Source organism: Bacillus sp. FSL W7-1582, assembly GCF_038593325.1.
GTDB classification, from domain to species: Bacteria; Bacillota; Bacilli; order Bacillales; family Bacillaceae; genus Bacillus; species Bacillus altitudinis.
Genome location: NZ_CP151987.1, coordinates 3,652,123 through 3,676,920 on the forward strand (window position 1 = coordinate 3,652,123; position 24,798 = coordinate 3,676,920).

A 24,798-nucleotide genomic window follows, 5' to 3' on the forward strand; every position below is an offset into this window, starting at 1 on the left:
TTCCTCCTATTTCACAATTGTCATCATGACGTCAGTTGGCTGACATGTCGAACGTTTCTCTACAATCACATCTTCGTATGCTTGAGTATTGGTAAGGATAACAGGTGTGATTGTTTGTAATCCTTTGCTTTCAATTGCTTCCTGATCAAATGTCATCAACAAGTCACCCTTTTTCACCTTGTCGCCTTCTTTGATATTGAGTGTAAATGCCGATCCATCTAGAGAGACCGTATCAATTCCTACATGAACAAGTAACTCCACACCAAATTCAGAACGCAGACCAATCGCATGTTTTGTTGGTGCAAGCATGACGACACTGCCATCAAACGGTGCAAACAGTTTGTTATCGGTCGGATGAATGGCAAAGCCTTTCCCCATCGCTCCAGAGCTAAATACGGCATCTGGCACTTCAGATAACGAAAGCACCTTTCCTGTAAGTGGAGCCGTGATCATTTCTTCATTGTTCATAGAAGCTTGTGTCGTTTCTCCGCCTTGATCTTTAACAGGTGTTTCACCAGCTGGCTGGTCTACCGTATCTTCCCCATAACCGAACAATTGAATAAGCACAACTGGTAATATCAGCGCAATGGCCACACCAATCAAAATACCAATGATAGACGTTGGATAATCTGCACTGATTCCGTTCACAATGGTCAGAGGGCCAGGCAGCCCTGCATATGCAAAGTAATAAGGCGTAAAGAAGCTGGCCACAATGGCACCAACTGCTCCAGAAATACACCCGAAAATAAACGGCTTTTTAAAACGTAAGGTGACACCGTAAATCGCAGGCTCCGTAATACCGAAGAGTCCTGTGATTCCAGCTGAAACCCCAACTTTCCGTGTTTCCCGATTTCTTGCTTTTAAAATAACTCCCAGCACCGCACCGACTTGAGCGATAACAGCGATGGTTTGATATGCCTGAAAGGAGTCACGTCCATATTGTTCAAAGTTCGCAAGTACCATTGGCGTGATGCCCCAGTGAACACCGAAAATCACGAGTACTTGCCAGAAACCGCCGATAATGGCCCCTGCCAGAGCTGGTACATTTTCAGCTAAGATATTGTATCCGTTTGCAATCCCATTTGCACCTGCTGTCGAAAGAGGACCGATTAATAGAATGGTTAACGGAACCATGACGACCATACATAGAAATGGGACAAATAGCGGTTTGACAACCTCATGAATTCGTTTGTTTAAGAATTTTTCTACATAGGAAAGAATCCATACTAAGAAAAGCGGTGGCAAGACGGATGATGTATAAACCGTTTCAGATAACGCAATCCCTAAAAAGGTCACACCTTCCCCTGATGCTACACGTCCAGCAATCTCTGTCCAAGAAGGACTGACAAGCGCTGCTGTACAAGCAACCGCGATATACATATTTGTTTTGAAATGCTTGGCTGCAGTTATCGCAATAAAAATGGGCAAGAACGTAAACGGTGCCCAAGAAATAAAGCTAAACACTTCATAAGTTCCTGTTTTCGAGAAGCTTGGAAATATCAAATTTATTAAGATAAGTGCACCTTGTAAAATACCAGCTGCGGCTAAAATATACACAAATGGCGCAAACACAGCGGACATGGTCGCAATGACCCGATTCAGAATCGTTCCTTTGTTTTCATTCGGCTGGTCATCATCCGACGTTTGGAGCTGAACAAGGTTGGAAAAATGCTCATATACCTCACCTACATGCTGACCGATCACAACCTGAAACTGACCACCGTTTTCCACCACTGTAATGACACCAGGCATGGCGTTGACTGCTTCTTTTGCCTTTGGATTAGAACGCTTCAGCACCAAACGCAGCCTCGTGGCGCATCTTGCAGCACTCACCACATTTTCTTCTCCGCCAACTGCTTCTAAGATGTCTTCTGCAAGCTTTTGATAATCCCTCACTTTTGACATATAAAACCCCCCTTTATCACTACTAGTATATGTACATTATAATTATACCGGTACAATTTATCAATACATATATAATTTGAGTTTGCATATCAAAGAGAAATCGGGATGTGCTATAATACAAAGACAATAAATCGTGAAAACAAAGAGGAATGGCTATGTTAAAGTATCAACAAATTGCGAGCGATATTGAAAAATATATTGTCACACATGAGCTGCAGCAAGGAGACAAACTCCCTGTGCTTGAGACGCTCATGAATCAATTTGCTGTGAGCAAAAGTACAATTATCAAATCATTAGATTTACTCGAAAGAAAAGGGATTGTCTATCAGGTGAGGGGCAGCGGCATCTTTGTGAGAAGGCACAGGCGCAAAGGCTATATCAGCCTTTTATCCAACCAAGGATTTAAAAAAGATTTAGAGGAATTTCAACTGACATCAGAAGTTCTCACGTTAGATACCGTCAAACCGCCAGAAGAAGCTGCGCTGAATTTAAACATTGAACCAGATGAGGATGTTTTCTACCTTAAACGCATTCGTTACATCAATGGACAAACTTTATGTTTAGAAGAGTCCTATTACCGGAAAACCATTATTCCTTACCTCAACACAGAAATTGCAGCCGATTCTGTATTTAAATTCATTAGTGAAGGCCTTGGTCTTAAAGTGGGCTTTTCTGACATGTACCTGCAAGTTGGCAAACTAAACGAAACTGAAGCGAAGCACCTCGGACTTAAGCAAAATGATCCTGCTCTTCGCGTCGAAACCGTCTTTCATCTCACAAACGGCCAGCCTTTCGACTTCTCGAAAATCACTTATAACTACATGCAATCCCAATTTTTTATTCAGGCGAATAATTATTATGGGTGATGGATGGAAAAAGCCCCTCATTTTTGAGGAGCTTTTTTTAATGCTGGTATCATTTGTAGTAGTTATAGTCATTGAATGTTGCGATCATATCTTCTTGTGTCCCTTTTTTCCCACGATTCGTATTAAAATATAACGTTCCGTCATCGAAATCAACAGCTTCTATCTCAAAAAGAGTAAATGCACTGCTCGTTATTCGGAAAGATAGGTCATTTCTAGTAAACAACTCTTTTGAAAAATCTTTTGTTGTTGTTCCCTTTTGCTCTTTGATCATTTGGTTGATATTTAACGGATACGTGAGAATAACACTCACATTAGAAGCCCCTGCGTTGGTATCTGGCTTAGATAAAGGGACATATAATGTTCCTTGGTAAAAAGAAATTCCTTGAAGAATGTACTTCGACACATCTACCACTGATTGATTGATCACTGCTTTTGTATAATTTAATGTAAATGTGGCCTCATACTCAAATTTCCCTGTTTGATCATTAAAATCTCCAATGAAAAAGCGATTGCCAGACCTCACAATAAATTTGTCTGCTCCAACAGAATACGTGATGCCGCTAACTGATAAATTCGTTCCCTGGTACTGAAGGACATAGGCTTTAGCCACTTTGTATGTACTTTTTTTCGTGTTTACTTGTAGCTTCACGATCTTTTTTACATACTTGACACCATCGGTCATAGGGGCTACATAAATACTAACTTGCTCATCTCCTTTTTGGGCTTTGACAGCTAAGTCATTGGCATGTCCTAAATCATAGCTAGTACTATTCGTGTCAGAGTTTTTAAGAAGCTTCACTGTTCTATTGCTTGACGAGCTGTTCATTTTAATAGAGTACAATTGTGTCAGCTGGGTTGAAGTATTTATTTTTGCAGCATAAATCATGTTATTGTTACGGTCGACACACATTCCTTGCATAGAGGTGTAGAATCCAGAGCCTGACATTCCAGTATACGTTGTATATGTGTTGAAATAACCGGATTGAGCTTGAACACTTGAAGACCACATACTGCAACAAAAGATAATAGCCGTTAGGACGACATATTTTATTTTTTTCAAGATTGGCACCATCCTATGATTGGAGTTATTTTGAAAATACGATCTGAACATAAAATCGTCACCCTTAAAATGAATGACGATTGTTATAGAAATTGAGTGTGATCATTTATTAGGAAAATCTACTTTTCAGCCTTAAACGTCTTTACTATCTTACTACTCTCTGACATTCCTTTTCCTGTAACGGTAACGTAGATCTTTCCGCCCTTAGCGCCTAGTTGTTTGATGGTCACCTTTACAACCTTACCTTTAGAGACCGTTGACTGACCAATTAATTTTCCTGATTGGTTATAGATTTTAACAAGGTCCTGTTTCGCTAATTTACTGACGGTGATCACGTCATTTTTCTTCTTGTTGTTGACGATGTTGATTTGGCTGCCTTTTAATGCAGAGGATGGCTCACCTTTAAAAGAAACAGCCTGTTTTCCGCTTTCCAACATCTTGTCACTGCTTCGTGTAACAAATACTTTTCCGCTCTTAGCCCCAACTTGTTTGACGTACAATTTGATGGATGAACTGTTAGCCGGTTTTGATGCGGCTAGTAGTTTGCCGTTTGTTGAATAAACTTTGATGACGTCTTTTTTCTTAAGCTTACTCACTGTAATGACGTCATTTTTATTTTTAAGATTATTGATTTTGATCTGGTTGACTTTTAGAGCGTCTGATTTTTCACCCTGATAGCGAATTGGTACTCGATTTCCCTCTTTTAGACCAGGTTCTTTCATGCTGATATAAAGCGTTCCACTTGTTTGACCCAATTGTTTCATGGAAATCGTCATGTTCGTGCTCGATGCAGTTTGCTGGGCAATCGCTGTTCCACCAGAAGCTTGTTTAAAGATTTTGATGACGGATTGTTTTTTGATTCCTTTTATCGTCACCGTATCGTTTTTACCTTTATTGTTCGTCACCTTCACTTGGGATGCTGCAAGCGGAGATGTGACGATTTTTTTGACGGTTACAGCAGGCAGGGAGACCTGTCTATTTCCACTTAGCAACGTGATCGTCACTTTAGATCCCTGTCTTAATTTTCCCGTTTTTAATTTGAAGTTTTTTCCTGGCGTAATGGCAAATGGTCCATATTTCTTTATCGTGGAACTTGTGCTGAGCTTGGACATCGCTTTAATTGTATTATTCGATGAATCAGATTGCACTTCTACAACAGCTTTATCCCCAAAAGTACTGATTCCATTAATGGTATCACTTGAGTCATCGATTTCTTCCACAAATACTTTCTGTACATCTTCTTGAGATTGATTTGCTTCAGTCGGGTTATCAGCCATGAACGACTTTACGGTCATTAAGTCGCCACCGATTAGCTTTGAAACAGGAACTTCATAAAACCCTTTAGCGTCTGTCTGACCTTCTCCAATGATTTGGTCCTCTCCATTTAGAATATGGATGATACTTTCTGGAGTTGCGGTTCCACTAATTGATGTTGATAGCTGGGTAAATGGGTTGATTGTTGGAGCCGTCGATCTGATACGAAAAAATCTTTCATTCAAAACATTGTCATATGCTGGTTCCATGACTTGTAATTTATTTTGGTCTAAGAGCTTTAGGGTATCTTTGTCTACACTAAATTCAAAATTTCCATCTCCATCTGCTGTCACCGATTGATTGATGACACCAGATTTCTCGTTTTTAAAGACGATCTTTGCATATGGAATTCCCGTTTGGCCTTTCACTGATTTAGACCATTTTGTCGTAGGAATAAGTGAGATTTTATTAGGATTAACAATTTTTTTGTAAACGTCGATATTGCTGCCAGTCGTCATTTTCACTGTTAGGAATGTGCCTGCATTTAGGACAGGAAGCTTTAAATGAATGGCATCATTAAATGTTCCTGAGGCAATCACTTCACCATCTTTCATGACCTCTACTTTTGTGTTCTTCACAGTTTTCCCAGTTAGCTCCTGAGAAGTATCATATATCGGATCTAATGAGGTAAACGATTCCTTGAAAACATACACTTTGTTTGAAGAAAGCTTTGTCCCATTTTGGTCATACGTATCTAGCTCTATCGTTTGGCCTGAACTAAAATTTGAAGAGAACAACTTAAAGTTTCCGTTACTATCTGCTGTTGCGTAGTGCATATATTTAGATTTCCAATTAGCAGGAACACCCCAATCTGCAAATGCGACAATCGCATTTGGCGTTGTTTTACCCGTCAAATAGTTATCACCATATTGATAACGATCAACCGTTGTTTTCGTTCCACCCTCTGCGGCACTTACATTTTCTTGTATATTCAAACTCAACATCATCATACAAAGAATAGAAGCTACTACTTTCAGGACTATTTTCATAAAGATATCCTCTCTTTTCCTATTAATGTTTTTATATACAAATATTATACATTTTAACCAATATAGGTACAAGGTTTAATGTTGAGTCTAAAGACTTGTATAAAATCCATATTCATAGATATAGAGGGCGATATCGAACGATTTTTCATTTTGCATTAATCATACAAATTCATCACATCAAAAAGATTCATTTTACGAATGCATCATACAAACTTATGATGAACATAACAACATGGTTAGGAGGATTCGTCAGATGAAAGATATTAGGGTGTATCATGTCGATGCGTTTACAACTGAGAAATTTGGAGGTAATGCCGCTGGGGTGGTGTTGGATGCGGAATGGTTAACGGAGGATGAGATGCAGAATATCGCCAAGGAGTTGAACTTACCCGAGTCCGTTTTCTTGCTGCCGGCACATGATGAGAAAGCCGATTATCGAGTGAAATATTTCACTCCAACGGAAGAGGTCAATTTCTGCGGGCATGCGACGGTTGGATTGACTTGGCTTTTAGCGACGGAGCTAGGGATGGCTAAAGAAAAATCAGGGGTTGTGTTAGAAACAAAGATCGGCCATGTTCCCGTTATATGGCACGAGGAAAATGGCAAAGTTGTGGATGTGGAGATGACACAGGTCACGCCAAAGACGCGAGATTTTATCATCGATGTAGAAGAGCTTAGTGACATGCTCGGTATAAGCAGTGACAGGATTGATCCATCCTATCCTATAAAATTAGCAAACACCGGAAACTGGCATCTCCTGGTTCCGCTGAAACATCAGGATGACATTGATCAAGCGGCACCAAACTTAGCAGCTTTAGGGAAAATGAATAAAGCGCAGGGTATCACAACGACTCATCTTTATACGTTTCAATCCACAAAAGACTGTGATCTTTATACAAGGGATTTTGCACCTGGCATTGGTATACCCGAAGATCCTGTAACGGGAGCAGCAAACGGAGCATTAGCCGGATATCTGTATTTGGAAGGGATCATTCCTCAGCAAGAAATCACTCATCTGCGCATTGCTCAAGGTGATGCCATCGGCAGACCAGGATTGCTTCGTATCACGGTCATTCCGAATGAAGCAAAGCCGGTGATTAAAGTTGCAGGTGCAGCGGTTATTACCATTCGTGGGGTAATCACGCTATAAATTGATCAGCTTGAATAGAGACTCTCGTTCAAGCTGAATCTATTTAAAATGATCTTTGACCACTTCAATCCATCTTTTAGTAGAGGGAGAGGCTGCGTTAAAAGATTTAAACGCCATATTGATTTCGCGATAAACACTGGTCTCAAGTGGAATTACGTTCGCATGAGGCACCTGAGGCGGCAAAATCAACTTCGGAATGATCGTGAGCCCAAGGCCTTCCTGAACCATAGAGATGAGCGTATTGTTGTCCCCAATCTCAAATAAAACATGGGGTTTTACGCCTCTTTCTTTTAATATTTTCTTAATGAGTTGATCACAGCCCGCTTTTGGCATAATAAATGGTTCATCTTGGAACGAAGCGACTTCCATCACCTTCTTTGTATGGAAACGATGACTCTCTTGCATGAGCACTACCAATTCATCTTGAAACAATGGAACAGTTTCCAAATCTCTAGATGGCTGTGTTAAAAACCCAAGATCAACTGTGCCAGACGCGATCCACTCTTCAATCTCTTCATAGCCGCCTTCGTATAACTCCAATTGGATATTGGGATAACTTTTCGTAAATCGATGTATCAGCTGCGGAAGCATTTTTGAAGAAAAACTAGAAAACGTGCCGATCTTAATACTCCCCACTTCCATCCCTTGAATCAACGCCGCCTCCTGCTCAAGCAATGACGCATGATGAATGATTTGGCGAATATGCGGCATCACCCGCTCACCTGCATCTGTCAGCGACAGCCCGTTTCGATTCCGATGAAGCAGCACAATCCCAAGCTCTGACTCAAGCTTCGCCATATTATGACTCACCCCAGACTGCGTCAGCCCAAGCTTCTCACCAGCTTTTGTAAAGCTGCCGCATTCAACAACTGTTTGAAATACTTTGTATGGGAATGTCATTCGTTTGCTCACCTCACTTTAGATCTTGGCAAAACCTACTGTTAGACATGTCTGTGATTTTTCGATTTAATTGTTGTTCGACCAATTGAAAACATGCCTGCTGAATCCATAAACGTTTAAATGTATAGAGTTGTTCTTTTTCATCGCCATGCATCTCTTCATCTTTTTCTAACTGAAAATCTGTCAATTCGATTTTGTCATGAACATGCATGTGAATAAAAACATGCGCATTGTGAAAATCATGCATATGCTCTACTAAAGCTGAGATATTGGTGATAAAGTCATCAAATATATCTTCTTCTAGCGTTTTCTTGAGATCTAGATGGCTGTGCACATCCATTGATATGTAATTATCTCTTTCATCCAGTTCTTCTTGAGTGGCCAGAGGATTATCATGAATCGTTGCTTTTCTATTTAAATCTTTAATCGAGAAATAGACGATGATGTCTTTATTATCGAGAAATTCATACTCCCATATCTCTGCATCTCTTAATCTTAAAATGCGGGTGAGGTTGTCCAACTTTTTAAACCCTCCAATTAATTATTCATCGTCGTCGATGAAGACCTCGACGCCGCTTCATCCGCCTTCACACAATCAATCGCAACAACCAATGCAATCATCACAGGCTCCATCTCTTCTTTCAAAATATCCACCTTATAGCTATCCCCCCAAGTAAACCATTCCTTCTTCACTTGACCGATCACTTCGCCGCTTTGCAGCACTTGGAAATTCATATCCCACCAGTTCCCTTGTACTTCGATTCCAGCAGCATCAATTGAATATTTGGCTTTGAAGAACGTAAACTCTTTTTTGATCGTCAATACCTCTTGTCCACCGACTTCTACTAAAAACTTCGGTAAAAAGCTAAACATTTTCTTCGTAATTACAGCGATGACGTCTCGTTCTGTATTCAAAATGGTGAATGTCTTTGGCACCTTCATAAAGCTGCCTTCGACCACATATACATCATTCTCCTGTTGATCCTTTACCGTAAACCGGCCGCTCAGACTAAATACCTTTTGCTTCATATACAGCTGCTTCATAAGTACCTCCGATTCAGTTCAAAAATTTATCCGTTTTTACCTTACCCCTGATTATACCAAAAAATAGAATGTGCAAAAAACCACCTGATAGCAGGTGGTTTTCGATTACTAATCCATTTTCAAAGATTCTTTTTCATATGTTTGAAAAGCATCTTCCATTCCCATGATGACCTCTTTAATTTTGACATAACCACTTGTGTAAGGAATAGAATCTCTAATCTCTTCCCACATAAAATGATAGAACTTCAGGTCATCTGTTTCACACATCACAAAATCTGTGTAATCCTTACCTGGAAGAGCTTCAGCATCAAAAAAGCGCACCGTCACATGTTCCTCATATTTTTGCATCAACTCTTGCAGCGAAGCCGCATGGGTTCTGCGCTCCTCTCGTGGTAATGCAAGCCAAGATGGATAGAACTCTAATAAAACAACCATCATATATTTCATCATCAAGCCCCTCGATTCTTCTATGATGTGATGATTGTACGCCAGATCTAGAGAATGTGCATTAACATAGGTTAATGTTCAGCAGGATGCAGTAGCCTGCTCAGCGAAACCGGAGAAATACCGATATATGAGGCAATATGATATTGAGCGATACGTTGATGTAACCCGGGATATTTCAATAAAAACGCCTGATATCGCTCAATGGCTGGCAAATATAGCAGTTCCCTCTCACGCTCTTCCTTTCTCGTATACAGCCTTTCTACACTCACCCGAACAAACCGCTCCCACATATGACTTCTGTCCATCAACATTTGAAGCAGATCATACGGAATTTCAATCACGATAGAATCCTCCATCGCTTCAATCGAATAAGGAGAAGGCTGCCCGTTGATCATACTTGCATAAGAAGTAGCAAAATCATCTTCCAACGTAAAAGCCACGTTGTACTCCCTTCCATCCGGTAACAAATAGAAGAGACGGAAGAGCCCCGTTATGCAGAAATAAGCATGCTTCACTGGATCGCCAGCCCTGATCATGCATGTACCTGCTTTTAATTGTTTAATCGCTGTTCCATCTTTGAAGACTTGCCAATGATTTTGTTCAATTGGATATTTCGATATTTTGGTTTTGAAGGTGTCGTATGGGTCAGTTATTTTGTCCATCTGTAAGTAACCTCTCGATTAATAGAAGAATTGATAAAAAATGGTGTCAGAAAACACTCGGGTTATAATGGAAATATAAGCGAAGATGAGGGGAGAAACAATGAAAAAAATCACTTTTTTTGAGTGGACCATCCATTTACAAGCAGACTTAACAGCGATTACAGATCATTATGAAAAGAAAATGGTCATTTTAGAGCCATCTATTGAACTAAATAGCATCATCTGGTTGGATGACAACAACGAGCTACAAATCAAACCTACTTGGGATTGTGTCATTTCAATTGATCCAACCAATAAATCACTGACAATCCGGCAAACAAAAGAAGTATTCGGAGATGTGTACGAATGAAAATAGGAGGAACTATGAAGAAAACCACTTTTTTTGATTGGACGATTCACTATCCTAACCATTTAACAGCAGTCAAAGATGATACAGAAAAGAAAATGGTTTTTCTAGAACAGACTGTTGAATTTAAAGGAATTATTCGTATTGATGAGAATGATGAACTGCAAATAAAGCCCACTTGGGATTGTGTCATTATTATTAATGCAAAACAGATGTCTGTCACAGTTCGTGATGCAGAAGACTTTGTAGGTTTACCATAGAAATAAAAAAGTCTCGTTTGAGGAAAATCACTCAAATGAGACTTTTTTTGTTTTAGTCACCATATTTATTTAATAACCATTTACAAAATAAGCGATCGTCTCTAACTCATCTTCTTTTAGTTCTCTGTTCACATGTGTTTGATATTCACTCTTGATTCTCTCCTGATCTCCATCATAAAGATCAGTGTATTTCGCCATCCTTCGAAGCTTGTCTGTTTCCTGACGAAACTCCTCTTTTGTCCACGGTCTTTGGTGCGATGGAATATACGTCTCCGCATCAAATGCATCTAACTCATCTAAAAGACGCAAGATTTCTTTTACCGTATAATGTACTTTTTCTGCATACATTTTCGGATAAATGCAATCACCAAGAAACAGGATTTTTTCCTCTTTCACATACACGATCACTGAATCTGCAGCATGATCGCCCCCAACATGCTGCACAACACAAGTGACCCCGCCAAGATCAATTTCCATCCGACGATCAAACGTCACATCCGGTAAAACCACCTGAATCTCTCGATGATTCTTATATTCTTCTTTTATCGCCTTCGCGCAAAACTCAATCTCCGTTCCTTCCCTCACCCGCTGATCAATCGCCTCATCTGACCAAGAAAACGGAAGAAGCTTCTCCATTTCCTTTCTGGTTTTTGCAGAAGCAATTGAAACCGCATGAGGCAGCGCTGGCAGACCAAAAATATGATCCCAATGCCAATGCGTGAGGACAACCATATCCGGCGTGGCGTTCTCTTGTTTTAAGGTCTTTTGGATAAAATAGTTTGCATGATCTTCTGAATTACCGGCATCGATCATTAATGTTTTGTTATTGCCTATGACCATGCCTAGGATGGGGCGGTCAGTGAGTGATACTGGTGTGATGTAGGAGAAGGTGTTGCCTATTTTTTTGATTGTGTGCATGGTGTGCCTGCTTTCTAATATTTTTAAGTTTTATCCCCGTTGAATTGTTATGCGCTACTTAATCAAATATTATTTCTTTAACAAATGTTTGGCTAACTTTCGATCTTCTTTATCATCCGTCTTAATGGAAATATGTTCAATCAATTCTCTTGTGGCCGCTTGCTGCGAATACGAAGGAGACCATTCTTTTAATACACTTAAAGCATGATACTGTAAATTTCCATCATCTGATCTAAGTGCAGCTTGAATCAATGGCAATCCTACACCTTCGTGTTCATATAAATCTTGCAAAATATATTGTAGACAAGCCACTTCATCATCTGAGAGGTTTGATAACGATAAATGTGTTTCTGCAAATGTACAAAGCTCTCTAATATGCTGGTGATGATTTGTGTCCATCACAGCAAAGTATATTTCACTATTTGTCGGATCTTTCTCAAGTAAAGCAAATAGATGCTCAATCACATCTAAACGATAAAAGAGAGCGATTTTAAGTGCTTTGGAGCTAAAATCCTGTTGTAACGAATCGATTGCAAGCTTTGGCCATCTACTGTCATTGATAAACGGTTGAACCGCTTTCTGGATAGCTTTATAATCGTCCTGTGTCCATGAATCATTCAATCGGTCTTCCCAAATCTCTTGTTCATCATTTAAAAACTCATTTATTTTCAATATTGGATAAAAGTCCTCAATTGTTTGGCAGTGCTTATGAGCATGGTGAATAAATCGGCAGAGAACTGAGCTTGCATTTGAATACTCATCGATTCCGTAGATAGAAACCTCATCTTCTAATAATGCTTGAATGATGAGACTCGCTCCATCGTATAATTCTTTGGAAATTTCATCTTCTGATAAAGCTGTTTCCAGATCACCATTAAGAGCACAAGTATAAGCTAAGTATTCATTCATGATTGTATTTTCGCAGCCCTTTGTTAGTAGCCATCGTTTTATTTCTGGTGTCGAGGCTTCCAATTGCTCAACAGCCGAAATCTTTCCCCATCCATCGACGGACTTTGCAAGACGCCAAACATGTTCGTTTCCTTGAATTGTGCCATTCTTCAATGCAAACACGACATAAGAAGTAAATTCTTCATGCATACCTATTGTGAATAAAAGCTCTTTGTATTTTTCACAGTTTGTACATCTCAGTATCATGACTGCAAATTTGACGACCTCCCGATGTGCCGCATGTTCAAGAAGCCATAACGCTTCTTGCTGTACACGGGATTCATCCCATTGTGTTTGCTGAAATCGTTCAATTAGCTCACTGTTGCGACTCGCCATATTGTTAGAAATGATTTTTTCATATGTTTTTTTTCTAGTTTCGTTTGTAGGATGATTCAGTTGTATTTCAAAAAGCTTCAATAGCTTCTTCACATAAAAAGGGGCAGGTCGTTCATCTACATAATAATCAGATAAACCCGGAGCCAATCGTGGTTCATTTTCGTCAAATAAATAATCTTCATCGGGTAAACGGTCGTCTACTATTTTATGATGTGATTGAATTTGTTGTTGAATAAAGGGAACGATTTTCTCTTTATGATCCCATGGTAGAAATTCTATCTTCATTGAATCATCTAAAACCGTTTCACGATCTACCTTCACCATACAACGAAATCGTACATACCCACCAAGTTTAACGGACACTTTGTGTTGCGTACCATCTTGAAGCTCCAATATCCCTGACAATTTTGAATAAGGGATCATATGAGTCAATAAACTTTTTCGTTGTTTTTTATCAACTGTCACACCATCAATGATTAGTTGCTCTTCTTTTATTTGGTTTGTAATTTCTATAGAATGCCCTTTATATTCAACTTTCCATGTTTTATTTATTTCTTTTTCTACATCTTTTATTACGTTACGTATTTCATGTTTAAAGTCGGCTTTAAAACTCATGGAAGTCTCCTTTAAGTAATTGTAGAGTGAATATGTTATCGTTCCCAATATCTGCTGTAATCGTTTTTGAACTAAGTTTCCATTATATATAATACGATATTTATTACAGAGGGTCTTCTTTTCTTCTTACATGAAAAAAGATATGGGAAATGAATAAATTCCCGTACCTTTTACTATTTAAAAATTATTGATTAAATGTCGGCTCTTTTTGCTTTGCATCCTCAAAATACTGAGTAAACGAAGAAACACCTGAATAAGATATTGATAGGTACTCTTTAGCACGAGTCATTCCTATATACATTAAAGACACTTCTTTTTCTTGATCCTCTTCATACTTTAATGGCATTAGATCTGCTTTGACAATAAAAACTGAGTGGAAGTCAAGACCTTTACTACTATCGAGAGAACAAATTTTGACTGTCTCTTCCTCTGGATTGAACTTATGTTTGGTTGCACCATTTTCAGTTATCCAATTGTAAGGAATATTCTTTGTTTGAAATGCCGATTGAATCGCTGATATATAATGGTTATTATATCCCTTTATACGATATAAAATAGCCATTTCAGAGTAAGGTATGTTCTTTTCATTATGTTGATCCACTATTTGTTTAGTAATCTCCTCTATTTCTTCTTTAAAGGTATTACATTTTAAAAGCTCTACTTCTGGCCCTTTACGTTTCGTCTTTTTTGGAGGGATGATTTCGATTGTCTCTGTCTGTTCTTGTTTTAATTTAAGATCTAAAGCTCTATGGCTATCGTAAAATTTCCATCCAAAATCCACAATTTGTGACGTATTACGATAATTTATATTTAAGATTCTAGATCTACCTCTAAAATCAAGCCCCGTATCTTTCACATAGCTTCTACTTTTCCGATAAATATCTTGCGCTCTATCTTCTACTAAAAGTAAAGATTGCGTCTCTTGATCTAAGCATAAGCTGATGAGATGCAGCCAGCTCCCTTCAAAGTCCTGCCCTTCATCAATTAAAATGGCATCATACTTTACAGGAGTTAAAGCATCATTTTCTATTTTTTCAATGTAATCATCTATTTCAAGTTCTGAAATACCATGATCTTTTTTAATCCAGTGATGAAAATTTAATATTTGTATATTATTTAAATTTGGTGTTTTTCTATGATCGGATGTCAGAAAATCATCTGGTTCTGTATATTTAGAATGAATCATTTGTTTAATATTTTGTTTCAAAGCTACATTGTAACAGAGTATTAATATCTTCCAATTCGGATGTTGTTCAGCTAACATTTTTGCTCGAGTCGCTAAGATTAAGGTTTTACCGCTTCCTGCTACTCCTCTAATTAGCCGATGTTTATCACCAATCTGTTTAGCCAAGTTTTCTTGATGCAGATCCATCGTTTTGATGTTTCGAAAAGATAATAACAGTTTTTCTTGGTATGGGACTGGTTCAACATCTGCCCCAACGCGTATTTCTTTGTATAGATGATAACGAATCCTTTCTAATTCGTCAGATGATAGTGGTGTATTTAACTTGAAAGGCACATGAAACATATCAAACAATTTTTCTATTAAGATCTCAGGATCAAAATGATCATTATCCGGATCAATCTGATCACGCGATAAAATAAAATGTGGATCAATAACCTCATATACTTTATTTTTTAAAAGTTGTTCTTCATGAAGCCTAGTGAAGACGACACCATAACCATAAGGAAACTTTAATTTAAACTGATATTTCCCTTCTGTATTGATTAAATCAATGTCTTTCTCAAGCATATCTTTTATTTTAAAAGCATACTCTCTTGATTGAACTAGGGGACTCTTCACTCTATGTAAATCACCAGAAGAATTTAAAATGCCCCAGGTATTGTCGTTTAGCTCTCTTATTGTATTTTTGGTGTAATCTTTTACTTCTAGAACTAATACTCCTAAATTAGGACCGATTATCACAAAGTCTGGTCTAAACCCATTGATATTAGGCTCATAATGTACAATATACTCTTCGGGTAGATATTCCTTTAATGTTCGAAATAAAATTCGTTCTCCTGCAGTAGCAGTACTTTTAATACTTTCTGGTAAAGTAATTGCCATTTATACTAACACCCCTCTATTATCCTTATACATCATATATCGGAATAATTTGGGTGTTTTAAATGATGTATAATACAATATATAGGATTATTTCAGCAATGGTCAGGATGTTTGTTATAAATATAGATGACAACTCAAAAAAGCTCTTAAATTATTAATTTAAGAGCTTTTTGTTAAAATTTCGCTTTGTATCTGTATATATTTTTAGTGACTTTTATTTTTATTGAATTTGTGAATGATCGCTTTATATACAATATACACCAGATACATTACATAGCCTAAAACAAATGTAATTACTAAATCTTTAAATGCCAAGCTTGTGCCTTTTTGTGTAATGATACTCCATATTAGGGGTAGTATTTCTACAGTGAATGCCAATGCAGCTCCTAATATTGAAGGTAATACGATAAAAGTAATAACAAATGATTTAAAAGATTTAAACATACTAATCTCCTTTAAGATTTTTAACAAGAGCAAGTCATTACTAGATTATCTCTTTTACTCCACATTTAGCAACAATAAAAGCAAATTTCATTGGCAATCCCCCAGGTAAAGCTACGCCAGCTAATTTTTTAATTAAAAATTTAGTAGCACTTTTACCAAGATATTTCTTAATGTTGTTATACATGATTGAAGAAGCTTTTTTCCAAGCATGTGATTTTAATGCTTTTTTGACTTGTTTGTTGTATGCCCGTTTTACTACATCTAATCCTATTGCACTTCCTGTAGAATTAACAATACATACTCCAAAAGATGCGACACTAAGTGAACTAGCTATCATTGCTTCTTGATTATTTGGCTCAGGTGAACCATATTCTGCTTCTACTTTATCAACATCCACTTTTATTATTTCACCTTGTTTATTTACAGTAGCAGCTTCTGTATATAAAAATTTAAGCTGTTCTGCCATTTCATTAATAATTTCTTCTTCGGTTAAATCCTCATCAGTTTCATCGTTATCGTTGTCATCTCTTTCTATATTATCTTGTGAACCCAAATTCTCAATACTCATTACTTGGAAATCTTTTTGTCCTTCAATATTGAATATTTCTTTTGCCTCAGAAAAAGGGGCAAAAATAGTTAATGTTAGTACGAATGCCAAAATAGTTAAAATAGCCTTTTTCAATCCAAATACCTCCATAAAATAAACACTAGATTTCATTCACCCGCATTATATCGGCGCTATATGTCTATATTTATATTAAAATAAGCTTAAAATTTATAATCCAAAAGTATTTCCAGGAAATGTTCGTGTAGTTTTTTCATAATAAATTTGCTGTTTATATGAATTAAATGTTCATAAGTTAAAAACAATTAGAATGAAAAAAGAGTAGGTAATAGCAATAAATTGCTATTACCTACTCTTGCACTTTTATATGTCAAAAAAAGCTACCTACTTATGATAAGGCTCCCCCCGCACAATCCGAAACGCCCGATAAATCTGCTCCACCAACACTAGTCTCATCAACTGATGCGGGAATGTCATCCTCGAAAACGACAGTTTCTCATTCGCACGCTGCATCACAGCGTCGCTTAATCCAAGGGATCCCCCTATAACAAAACACACCTTACTTTTTCCGTATGTTGCCAGCTTATCTATTGTATCGGCTAATTCTTCGGAAGTTTTCATTTTTCCTTCGATGGCGAGGGCGATGACGTGGGCGTCTGGGTTGATTTTGCTTAGGATGCGTTCGCCTTCTTTGTCTTTGATGATTTTCATGTCTTGATCGCTGAGATTCTCGGGTGTTTTCTCGTCTGCGAGCTCAATGATCTCGATTTTTGCGTATGCCTGTAATCGTTTTGTGTATTCGGCTATGCCTTGCTTTAAATATTTCTCTTTTAATTTTCCTACTGTGATAATTGATATATTCACAGGTCATCCCCACCTTAAGAACAAGTTATTCATATAAGTTATCAACAATTGTGGATAAAATTTGTGTATTTTGTGTCCGATCATTCGTTCCCCACTATATATATTGCAGGTTCATCGCACAATTCACAGGTTGTGGATAAGCTGTGTGTATGTTCGATTTTTCTGAATTCTGGCGGCGTTTCGTGATCATCTATGTACATGTCTAATACGGTTTCTATGTGTTCTGCACAAGCATAAAGTGATTTGTTCATAAGTTTCTAATTCCTCCAATATGTTGTCTCGTTATTCACAAGTGTTTCGCTCATTGTTCAATATAACCGATTTATTCACATGTTAATAGTCTTTTACCATTTTCCACACCTTTTATCCACAAACCAAATAAAAAAGCCTCCACTCCTGTGAAGGCTTCCTTCTATCAAAACGGATTGTAAAATCTCGTTCCTCTAACAAATGTAATCACTAGCGACACAATCAGTACCGCTCCAACAAACAATAACGCCGCATAATCTGCTTTTTGAAAGTCTTTCGCCGTAAACCATGTGCGCTTTTTATGCTTTCCAAACCCGCGCAATTCCATCGCATTGCTGATCGTTTCAATCCGCTCTAGGCTGGAGAAAATCAGCGGCATCACAATCGACAGCGCATTTTTAATCCGTTTTCCCAGTTTTTCATTCTTCGATAAATCAATGCCTCTTGCTTGCTGAGAAATGGCAATCGTTCGAAAATCACGCTGAATATCTGGGATGTAGCGCAGAGCAATCGCTACCGCATACGAAATCCGGTAGCTGACCCCGATTCTGCTGAGCGATGAGGCGAATTCACTTGGATTTGTTGTCACGATAAATAAAAGCGCCGCTGGCATCACGGTCACGTATTTCAGTGTAATGTTCAATTGATAGAAAAGCTGTTCAAGTGTGACATTGTACCAGCCTACAATGTGAAACAGCTCGTGCTTCGCTCCATAGATGGCGACACCTTGCTGAGGCGCAAAGACGTAAATGGCGATGTTATTGATGACAAGAAAAATCGCCAAGACAATCACTACGAAAGAGATATCACGAAATCGTACGTTTGATAGCTGAAAGAACACGATACTGGCAACTAGCATAAACACTAATACGCCTGTATCATATGTGAGCATCGCTGCGGATGACCAGAGGATAAAGCAAATGAGTTTGGTTGCCCCTGTCAGCCGGTGAATTGGCGATGGGCGATCGATATAAGACAGCATGTCTACAGCCATGTCATTCGTTCCTTTCTGTCAACCTCAATGAAGCGATCCACGAGTTCATTTGGATTCGGCCAGTCTGCTTTTAGCGCCAGTTCATACAGCGACGTTTCTTTTAAGCTCGCCTTTTGGACTAGCAGCTGATCTGTCAGCACTTTGGCTGGTGTATCATCTGCGATTTTTTCTCCATTTGAAATGACAATGGTTCTTGTTGTGTATTCGAGCATCAAATGCATATCATGGGTGATCATCAAAATCGTGACGCCCTGCTGATTTAATTGCTCTAAAAACGTCATCATCTCTGTGTAATGTCTAAAATCTTGACCGGCCGTTGGCTCATCTAAAATGATGATTTCTGGTTCTAACACAAGAATGGATGCAATGGTGACGCGCTTTTTCTGTCCAAAGCTGAGGGCTGAGATCGGCCAGTTCCGAAATGGATACAGCCCGCACACTTTCAGGACTCGCTCTACACGATCCTTGATGTCATCTTCCTGTACACCTCTTAAAACGAGACCGAGGGCGACTTCATCAAAAATCATTTGTTTCGAAATCATTTGATTTGGGTTTTGCATGACGACACCGATTCGTTCGGAGCGCTGTTTGATGGTGTCTCCTGAGATGTCATTGCCATTTAAAAGAATTGTCCCTTTTGTTGGCTTTTCAAATGCGCAGAGCACCTTGGATAGTGTCGTCTTGCCTGCGCCATTGGCACCGGCGATGCTGATCATTTCTCCTTTTTTGACGGTAAAAGAGATGTTGCTCAGCGTGTTTGGTCTTGTCGGATAATCAAAGCTCAGCTCACGCACTTCTAGTAAATCCGGCGCTTCATTCTGCTCGACTGATGGCTCAGATGCTTCCATCCATTGCTCGATTTTCTCTTTTGCCTCGTCATTTAAGGTGAGATGCTGTAAATTAGCGATCTGATCTCCTGCTGCAATCGGAATACCTGCATATTTCATCGCTCTCACATATAAAGGCTCACGTAAATACGCCGCTTCTAATACATTTGAGGCGAGCAATTCATCTGGTGTCATATCCGCTGCAATCGTGCCGTCATTGACGACGATGATGCGGTCGACATGGCGGAAGAGGACGTCTTCCAATCGATGTTCCACCATCACGACCGTTTTTTTCGTTTCTTTTTGCAGACGGTCAATGAGATCGATCACTTCTTTACCTGTTGCGGGATCAAGGCTTGCCAGTGGTTCATCAAACAGCAAAATGTCGACATCGTTGACAAGTACGCCTGCGATGGCGACACGTTGTTTTTGACCGCCTGACAGCTCATGCACGGATGATGCCAGTTTGCCGTCTACCTCTGTTAATTTTGCCGCTTTCTCGACACGTGTTTTCATTTCTTCGCGTGTGACTTGATCATTTTCTAGTGTGAACGCGATATCTTCTCCAACGGTCAGCCCGATAAATTGTCCATCAGGATCTTGCAGCACCGTTCCGACGAGCTGTGAGAGGGAGAAAATGTTCTCTTTCTCTGCATTTTTCCCGCCGATGTGAAGACTTCCTTCCATAGAACCTTTATAAGACGCAGGAACTAGCCCATTGATACAATGGGCTAGTGTGCTTTTTCCCGATCCAGACGGGCCTGCGATGAGAACTTTTTCTCCCTCATAGATGGTCAGGTTGATATCTTTCAATGTTGGTTCTGCCTGACTGCGATACTTGAATCCGAAATGTTCGAATTGAATCATCGGTTTCTTCATTTATGTGTTCCACCTTGCTTCATGATGTTTCTTTCGATAGACTGCCGCTTTTGCTTCTTGTTTTCGCATAAGCCGCAATGATGATGGTGCCTAATACACCGACTGTGATGATGTTTGAGATTCCTGCTACGATGCCTTGAACAAACACTTTATTTGCAGGTTCTGCATAGATCACAATGTCGAGTACCGGCGCAATGACAAACCAGCCTAATGCTTGTGCGCCGGCTTGGACGGCGTTGAAGAACGCAATTTTTTTCCAGCCAAAGTCTCCCTCTTCTACTTTTAATCGGTTGGAAATGAAACCGATCATCAAACCTACTAAACCTGAAACAATAATCCAGCTCCACCAAGGTCCAAATGTGGTGGCATCTTTAATGAGATGACCAATAAATCCAATCAATGCGCCTGCAATAGGACCAAATAGCACGGCCATTAATGCAAGGAACGCGTACGATGTTTCAATTTGTGTATTCGGAATCCCAGTTGGAATGGAGACGAAGCGTCCTAAAATGACAAAGACGGCTGCGCCAATCCCGATGGCAACGACAGTTTTCGTTGAAAGTTGTTTACCTGCCATGATGTTTCCTCCTCTTATTCGTATATAATGCGCGGAGCTTTGCGAATCGAAAGGCGCCAGCCTGTGCCTGTACCGATGTTATAAGCCTTTGCAAATGACCCTTGATTGATCGCCACGCCTAAATGATCGAGTGAATTGACATATACGAGTGGTTCGCCTACCTTTAAATCGGCAAAAGATCGTCCATAGGTCATGATATTTTTATACACATTTTTTGGCCCGTTGGCAATGGTAACTTCTATTGCATCCCCATAATTGATTGAAAGCTGTTCAAATAACGTATGATGAATGTTTGTCCATAGGTTTCCGAACCGCACATCTAAAATATCAATCGTCCCTGTGATCACTTCTTCTTCCGCATAAGCTTGTACGACTGGAAGGTGAATAATGTCCTCTATATTCGCCTTTGGCCCGACCTCTTCAAAAGAAATCACACCTGAAGCAATTCTCGCGCCTGTATAGGCGTAAATGTCTCTACCATGGAAAGTATGTGATTTTCCTGACTTCGGCAGACGGTTGATGGTTTCATCTAAATACCGAGCCTCCACGATACCAATATCCTGTGCGACATGCGTAAGTGTCCCATTATCAGGTGTGATGATGTAGTGTGAGCTTGTTGTTTTGACGACGAGGCTCTTTCGCTCTGATCCAACGCCTGGATCAACAACGGAGACAAATACCGTTTCTTCCGGCCAATATGTGACCGTCTGAAGCAAGCGATAAGACGCTTCCCAAATGTCGTATTGGGGAATGTTGTGAGTTAAATCAAAAATGCGGATGCCGCTGCTCACTGTATTGGCTACGCCGTACATTGCACTGACCGCTCCATCATCAATACCGAAATCTGATTGTAAAACCAATGCATGTTCACTCATGTTAATCTCCCTTTCATTTGAAAAAATGGTAGTGGTGTTTCACGTGGAACATTTGAACATTTGTATGAAAAAAAGTGGACAATAAAAAATACCCCATCCTTATCTATGAATCATAAGGACGAGGTATTTGTCTCGTGGTACCACCTTTATTTACTGTTTGCTCGCGCTAAACAGCCTCTACAAGTACAAAGCTCCAATTTGGCTCATATACTGTGGTTTTGATAACGAGTACCAACTCTCGTCGTCACCTACTAATATCATGGATATGTTCAGCACGAGGCTCAGAGACCATTTTTCGAATCATTATTTTTGCTTCTTTTCAGCTACCGAAGCTCTCTGTGGAAAAATTGATGATTGTACTTTCTCTCGTCATTGCCTGTTTAACTATCTTGAATTAAAGCTATCATACATGATGTTTTTTGATAAATCAAGATATTTTTCTGAACATTTTTAAAAATGAGTTAACTGTTCTGGAAGAGTCTTCTTTTTTATAAAATTTAAGCAAATGTTAAAGAGCGAGATATGGTGTCTTTCTTTTCTAGGGGTATAATAAAGATGAAGGGAGGTACAGTGTGTGTGGACCATCTGTATGAATGAATTTAAGCAGCTCTTCAAAAGCACAAAATCCATCTTAACTATTGTTATTATTTTCATTTTATCTACTTTTGTATCAAGTCTTCCATTTATAGCTGCTTATCAAGGGAAGTGGGAACAGGCAAAGGACCCTTATTCCATTGGGAATGAACTAGTGATTTCGTTATTTGGTTTCTTCCTTATTTTTTTATTATCTCATGATATTTTGAGCCGCGAAATTCATTTGAAAACCATTCGTTTTCTCGTCAGCAAAACGACCCGTTTAAACATTGTCATCGGGAAATATCTTGGGCTGATGCTGTTTTGGCTCAGTTGCATTATGACCACATATATATTAAATATGGTGATTTCACATCGTTTTCTGTTCTCTGATGCCTTAAAAATATTAACGTTTATCAGTGTCGGCATCTCCTGTGCTTTGTTTTTGTCCATGCTCTTTCCAACACCACAGAAATCGATGTTTGTTGGCATGTTGTTTTCCTTTCTATTTCCAATCATGAGCATGATGTCTGTTCTTTCTTCAGAACGGTTGATTCACTGGTTCCAATACGTGACGCCTTATTATTATGCGCGCTGGAGTGAACCGCTGACCTATGTGCTGATGAATGCCGCATTGACTGTTGTCTTACTCGTTGGAACGGCACTACTGTTTCAGAGGAGGGATGTCTAAGTGCTTCACACAAAAGGGCTGACAAAAAAATATCGGACAAAAGTCGCAATAAATCATATTGATCTTGATATCCATCAAGGGGATATCTTCGGCCTCATTGGACCGAAGGGTGCTGGTAAGACAACCTTTTTTAATATCATTACAGGGATCTCCCGCCCCACCTCTGGCACGTTTATCATGATGAACATGACGTCGTTAAAAAAAGTACGTCATCATATCGGTGTTCTGCCTGAATATACAGATTTATATGAAGGGCTGACTGCTATTGAGCATATTGCCTATTTATCGAAAATTACGGGTACTCGCCAGAAAACGAGCTATTATGAAGAATTACTCGAATTTGTTGGCTTACATCGTTATCATCAAGAGAAAGTCGGTGCCTTTACACCTGGGATGAAGAAGCGGCTCGGAATGGCTCAGGCCATCGCTCATCAGCCTGACTTTATTTTACTTGATGAGCCTTTTGCGGATATTGATGCAGATTCTATCTTACATATCCAGCGGGTGATTGAATCGTTAAAATTCGAAGGAAAAACCGTCTTTTTAACAGCAGACGAGCCAAGGTTCACCCAGCCTATTTGTACCAAAACAGCTTTCATATCTGAAGGAAAAATCGTGTCCTCAAGTACTCATCCTCAAGAGAAAACCATCACGTCCTCAACCATTCGTGCCACCTTCAAGCATGCATGGATTGATGATGAGGTGAAGCCTGTTCTCACGCAGTACTTACAAAGTGTGGGAACAGACCTTGTGATCAGAGATGACGAGACCTCATTGTTGATTCGTTCAGAAGCTCAAGTCCCAGCCATCATCCGTGCGTTTGTGAAATGCAAAGTCGATCTATACCGAGTCACGGCGCAAGATGCCATGATGTCCACGTAAAAAGTACCGTACGCTCACTGCACGGTACTTCTCTTTTTTTATAAAGGCTTGCTCATGTAAATCCCAGTCTCAGCAAAGCCCGTTTTCTCATAAAGTGAGCGGGCGATTTGATTATGGGCAAAGACATGCAGCGATAGTTTTTTCACACCTAATGACTTTGCCTGCTCTTCTAATGCCGCCATGGCCTGTTTTGCCAAGCCTTTTCCTCGATACGCTTCAAACAAAATAAAATTATAAATAAATCCTTCGTGCTGAGGATGATCTCGGTCATAGCAAAGCCATACCCATCCGATGGCTTCTTCTCCATGTAAGATGTTCCACAACTCATGATCCTCTGTCCGAAGGCCTTCAGGAAGCAGCCGGTCAAATTGTTCCTCTGCGTTCTTTTGCGCTTCTTCCTGATTCCACGTCCCTGCGAGTACCTTTTCTTCTGCGTACCGCTTAATGGCCGCCGCTATCAAGACGTCATAATCCGTTTGTGACATTGGCTGTAATGTGACCAATCGTATCTCCCCCTTTCCTTTATCATATGCCGGGCATGTCAAAAAAG

The 24,798-nt window shown here is 39.3% G+C and carries 26 protein-coding genes and 1 other annotated feature; of the genes, 6 read left to right on the forward strand and 20 right to left on the reverse strand.

The window, feature by feature from the left end; translation table 11 throughout:
- Positions 1-6: 6 nt before the first annotated feature.
- A complete protein-coding gene (locus NSQ11_RS18795) occupies positions 7-1,905 on the reverse strand; it encodes a beta-glucoside-specific PTS transporter subunit IIABC (protein ID WP_025208296.1) in 1,899 nt (632 codons plus the stop codon).
- Between the two features lie 155 nt (positions 1,906-2,060).
- Here NSQ11_RS18795 and NSQ11_RS18800 point away from each other — a divergent pair, with 155 nt between their 5' ends.
- On the forward strand, positions 2,061-2,771 hold the full coding sequence (locus NSQ11_RS18800; protein WP_046527583.1) for a GntR family transcriptional regulator: 711 nt from the start codon (positions 2,061-2,063) through the stop codon (positions 2,769-2,771).
- Positions 2,772-2,820: 49 nt separating this feature from the next.
- On the opposite strand, the gene NSQ11_RS18805 is transcribed toward NSQ11_RS18800, so the two are convergent.
- Positions 2,821-3,831: a hypothetical protein gene (locus tag NSQ11_RS18805; RefSeq protein ID WP_335357900.1), complete on the reverse strand. Its 1,011-nt coding sequence runs from the start codon at positions 3,829-3,831 to the stop codon at positions 2,821-2,823.
- 119 nt (positions 3,832-3,950) lie between these two features.
- Positions 3,951-6,134 (reverse strand): hypothetical protein, encoded by a 2,184-nt coding sequence (locus NSQ11_RS18810; protein WP_046344858.1) that lies wholly within the window; start codon positions 6,132-6,134, stop codon positions 3,951-3,953.
- 253 nt (positions 6,135-6,387) lie between these two features.
- On the opposite strand from NSQ11_RS18810, the gene NSQ11_RS18815 reads away from it, so the two are divergent.
- Complete coding sequence (locus NSQ11_RS18815; RefSeq protein WP_048002605.1) at positions 6,388-7,284, forward strand: PhzF family phenazine biosynthesis protein; 897 nt, start codon at positions 6,388-6,390, stop codon at positions 7,282-7,284.
- Positions 7,285-7,323: 39 nt separating this feature from the next.
- Here the strand turns inward: NSQ11_RS18815 and NSQ11_RS18820 are convergent, their stop codons facing one another.
- From NSQ11_RS18820 to NSQ11_RS18840, 5 genes are all read right to left on the reverse strand, one after another.
- The gene (locus NSQ11_RS18820) at positions 7,324-8,184 is read right to left on the reverse strand and encodes a LysR family transcriptional regulator (protein WP_046527580.1); all 861 of its coding nucleotides are present in this window, start codon (positions 8,182-8,184) and stop codon (positions 7,324-7,326) included.
- Between the two features lie 13 nt (positions 8,185-8,197).
- Positions 8,198-8,704: a hypothetical protein gene (locus NSQ11_RS18825; protein ID WP_048002014.1), complete on the reverse strand. Its 507-nt coding sequence runs from the start codon at positions 8,702-8,704 to the stop codon at positions 8,198-8,200.
- Between the two features lie 17 nt (positions 8,705-8,721).
- Positions 8,722-9,228, reverse strand: a complete 507-nt coding sequence (locus NSQ11_RS18830) for an LURP-one-related family protein (RefSeq protein WP_048002606.1) — start codon at positions 9,226-9,228, stop codon at positions 8,722-8,724.
- 108 nt (positions 9,229-9,336) lie between these two features.
- Positions 9,337-9,675, reverse strand: a complete 339-nt coding sequence (locus tag NSQ11_RS18835; protein WP_039962871.1) for a darcynin family protein — start codon at positions 9,673-9,675, stop codon at positions 9,337-9,339.
- A gap of 71 nt (positions 9,676-9,746) precedes the next feature.
- Positions 9,747-10,337: a Crp/Fnr family transcriptional regulator gene (locus NSQ11_RS18840; protein ID WP_048002607.1), complete on the reverse strand. Its 591-nt coding sequence runs from the start codon at positions 10,335-10,337 to the stop codon at positions 9,747-9,749.
- Between the two features lie 100 nt (positions 10,338-10,437).
- Between NSQ11_RS18840 and NSQ11_RS18845 the strand changes: the two genes are divergently transcribed.
- Together NSQ11_RS18845 and NSQ11_RS18850 are read left to right on the forward strand one after the other, a co-directional pair.
- On the forward strand, positions 10,438-10,686 hold the full coding sequence (locus NSQ11_RS18845; RefSeq protein ID WP_008347450.1) for a hypothetical protein: 249 nt from the start codon (positions 10,438-10,440) through the stop codon (positions 10,684-10,686).
- 14 nt (positions 10,687-10,700) lie between these two features.
- Positions 10,701-10,943, forward strand: coding sequence for a hypothetical protein (locus tag NSQ11_RS18850; protein ID WP_048002608.1), 243 nt, complete (start codon positions 10,701-10,703; stop codon positions 10,941-10,943).
- A 69-nt stretch (positions 10,944-11,012) separates the two neighbouring features.
- Here NSQ11_RS18850 and NSQ11_RS18855 read toward each other — a convergent pair whose 3' ends face one another.
- From NSQ11_RS18855 to NSQ11_RS18905, 11 genes are all read right to left on the reverse strand, one after another.
- Positions 11,013-11,861 carry an MBL fold metallo-hydrolase gene (locus NSQ11_RS18855; protein ID WP_335357911.1) on the reverse strand — a complete coding sequence of 283 codons (849 nt, stop codon included), beginning with the start codon at positions 11,859-11,861 and terminating at the stop codon, positions 11,013-11,015.
- Between the two features lie 69 nt (positions 11,862-11,930).
- A complete protein-coding gene (locus NSQ11_RS18860) occupies positions 11,931-13,760 on the reverse strand; it encodes a hypothetical protein (RefSeq protein ID WP_342501200.1) in 1,830 nt (609 codons plus the stop codon).
- 184 nt (positions 13,761-13,944) lie between these two features.
- Positions 13,945-15,828 (reverse strand): nuclease-related domain-containing DEAD/DEAH box helicase, encoded by a 1,884-nt coding sequence (locus tag NSQ11_RS18865; RefSeq protein ID WP_065461444.1) that lies wholly within the window; start codon positions 15,826-15,828, stop codon positions 13,945-13,947.
- A gap of 204 nt (positions 15,829-16,032) precedes the next feature.
- Positions 16,033-16,272: a hypothetical protein gene (locus NSQ11_RS18870; protein WP_065461447.1), complete on the reverse strand. Its 240-nt coding sequence runs from the start codon at positions 16,270-16,272 to the stop codon at positions 16,033-16,035.
- A gap of 40 nt (positions 16,273-16,312) precedes the next feature.
- Positions 16,313-16,954, reverse strand: coding sequence for a hypothetical protein (locus NSQ11_RS18875; protein WP_065461450.1), 642 nt, complete (start codon positions 16,952-16,954; stop codon positions 16,313-16,315).
- A 267-nt stretch (positions 16,955-17,221) separates the two neighbouring features.
- A complete protein-coding gene (gene rlmH, locus NSQ11_RS18880) occupies positions 17,222-17,701 on the reverse strand; it encodes a 23S rRNA (pseudouridine(1915)-N(3))-methyltransferase RlmH (protein ID WP_035704171.1) in 480 nt (159 codons plus the stop codon).
- 80 nt (positions 17,702-17,781) lie between these two features.
- Positions 17,782-17,952, reverse strand: a complete 171-nt coding sequence (locus NSQ11_RS18885) for a CxxH/CxxC protein (RefSeq protein ID WP_008360116.1) — start codon at positions 17,950-17,952, stop codon at positions 17,782-17,784.
- A 164-nt stretch (positions 17,953-18,116) separates the two neighbouring features.
- Positions 18,117-18,944, reverse strand: coding sequence for an energy-coupling factor transporter transmembrane component T (locus NSQ11_RS18890; protein ID WP_060781597.1), 828 nt, complete (start codon positions 18,942-18,944; stop codon positions 18,117-18,119).
- Entirely contained in the window at positions 18,935-20,650 is a 1,716-nt protein-coding gene (locus NSQ11_RS18895; protein WP_335358007.1) for an ABC transporter ATP-binding protein, read from the reverse strand. The genes NSQ11_RS18890 and NSQ11_RS18895 overlap by 10 nt, the downstream gene beginning before the upstream one ends.
- Positions 20,651-20,669: 19 nt before the next feature.
- Entirely contained in the window at positions 20,670-21,227 is a 558-nt protein-coding gene (locus NSQ11_RS18900; protein WP_335358008.1) for an ECF-type riboflavin transporter substrate-binding protein, read from the reverse strand.
- A gap of 14 nt (positions 21,228-21,241) precedes the next feature.
- Positions 21,242-22,102, reverse strand: a complete 861-nt coding sequence (locus tag NSQ11_RS18905) for an S-adenosyl-l-methionine hydroxide adenosyltransferase family protein (protein ID WP_007497378.1) — start codon at positions 22,100-22,102, stop codon at positions 21,242-21,244.
- Positions 22,103-22,213: 111 nt separating this feature from the next.
- Positions 22,214-22,484: a binding site (T-box leader), on the reverse strand.
- Positions 22,485-22,676: 192 nt separating this feature from the next.
- Here NSQ11_RS18905 and NSQ11_RS18910 point away from each other — a divergent pair.
- Together NSQ11_RS18910 and NSQ11_RS18915 are read left to right on the forward strand one after the other, a co-directional pair.
- Positions 22,677-23,366, forward strand: a complete 690-nt coding sequence (locus NSQ11_RS18910) for an ABC transporter permease subunit (RefSeq protein WP_008347476.1) — start codon at positions 22,677-22,679, stop codon at positions 23,364-23,366.
- Positions 23,367-24,248: an ABC transporter ATP-binding protein gene (locus NSQ11_RS18915; protein WP_035390097.1), complete on the forward strand. Its 882-nt coding sequence runs from the start codon at positions 23,367-23,369 to the stop codon at positions 24,246-24,248.
- A gap of 38 nt (positions 24,249-24,286) precedes the next feature.
- Here NSQ11_RS18915 and NSQ11_RS18920 read toward each other — a convergent pair whose 3' ends face one another.
- Entirely contained in the window at positions 24,287-24,751 is a 465-nt protein-coding gene (locus tag NSQ11_RS18920; protein WP_048002614.1) for a GNAT family N-acetyltransferase, read from the reverse strand.
- Positions 24,752-24,798: the final 47 nt, after the last annotated feature.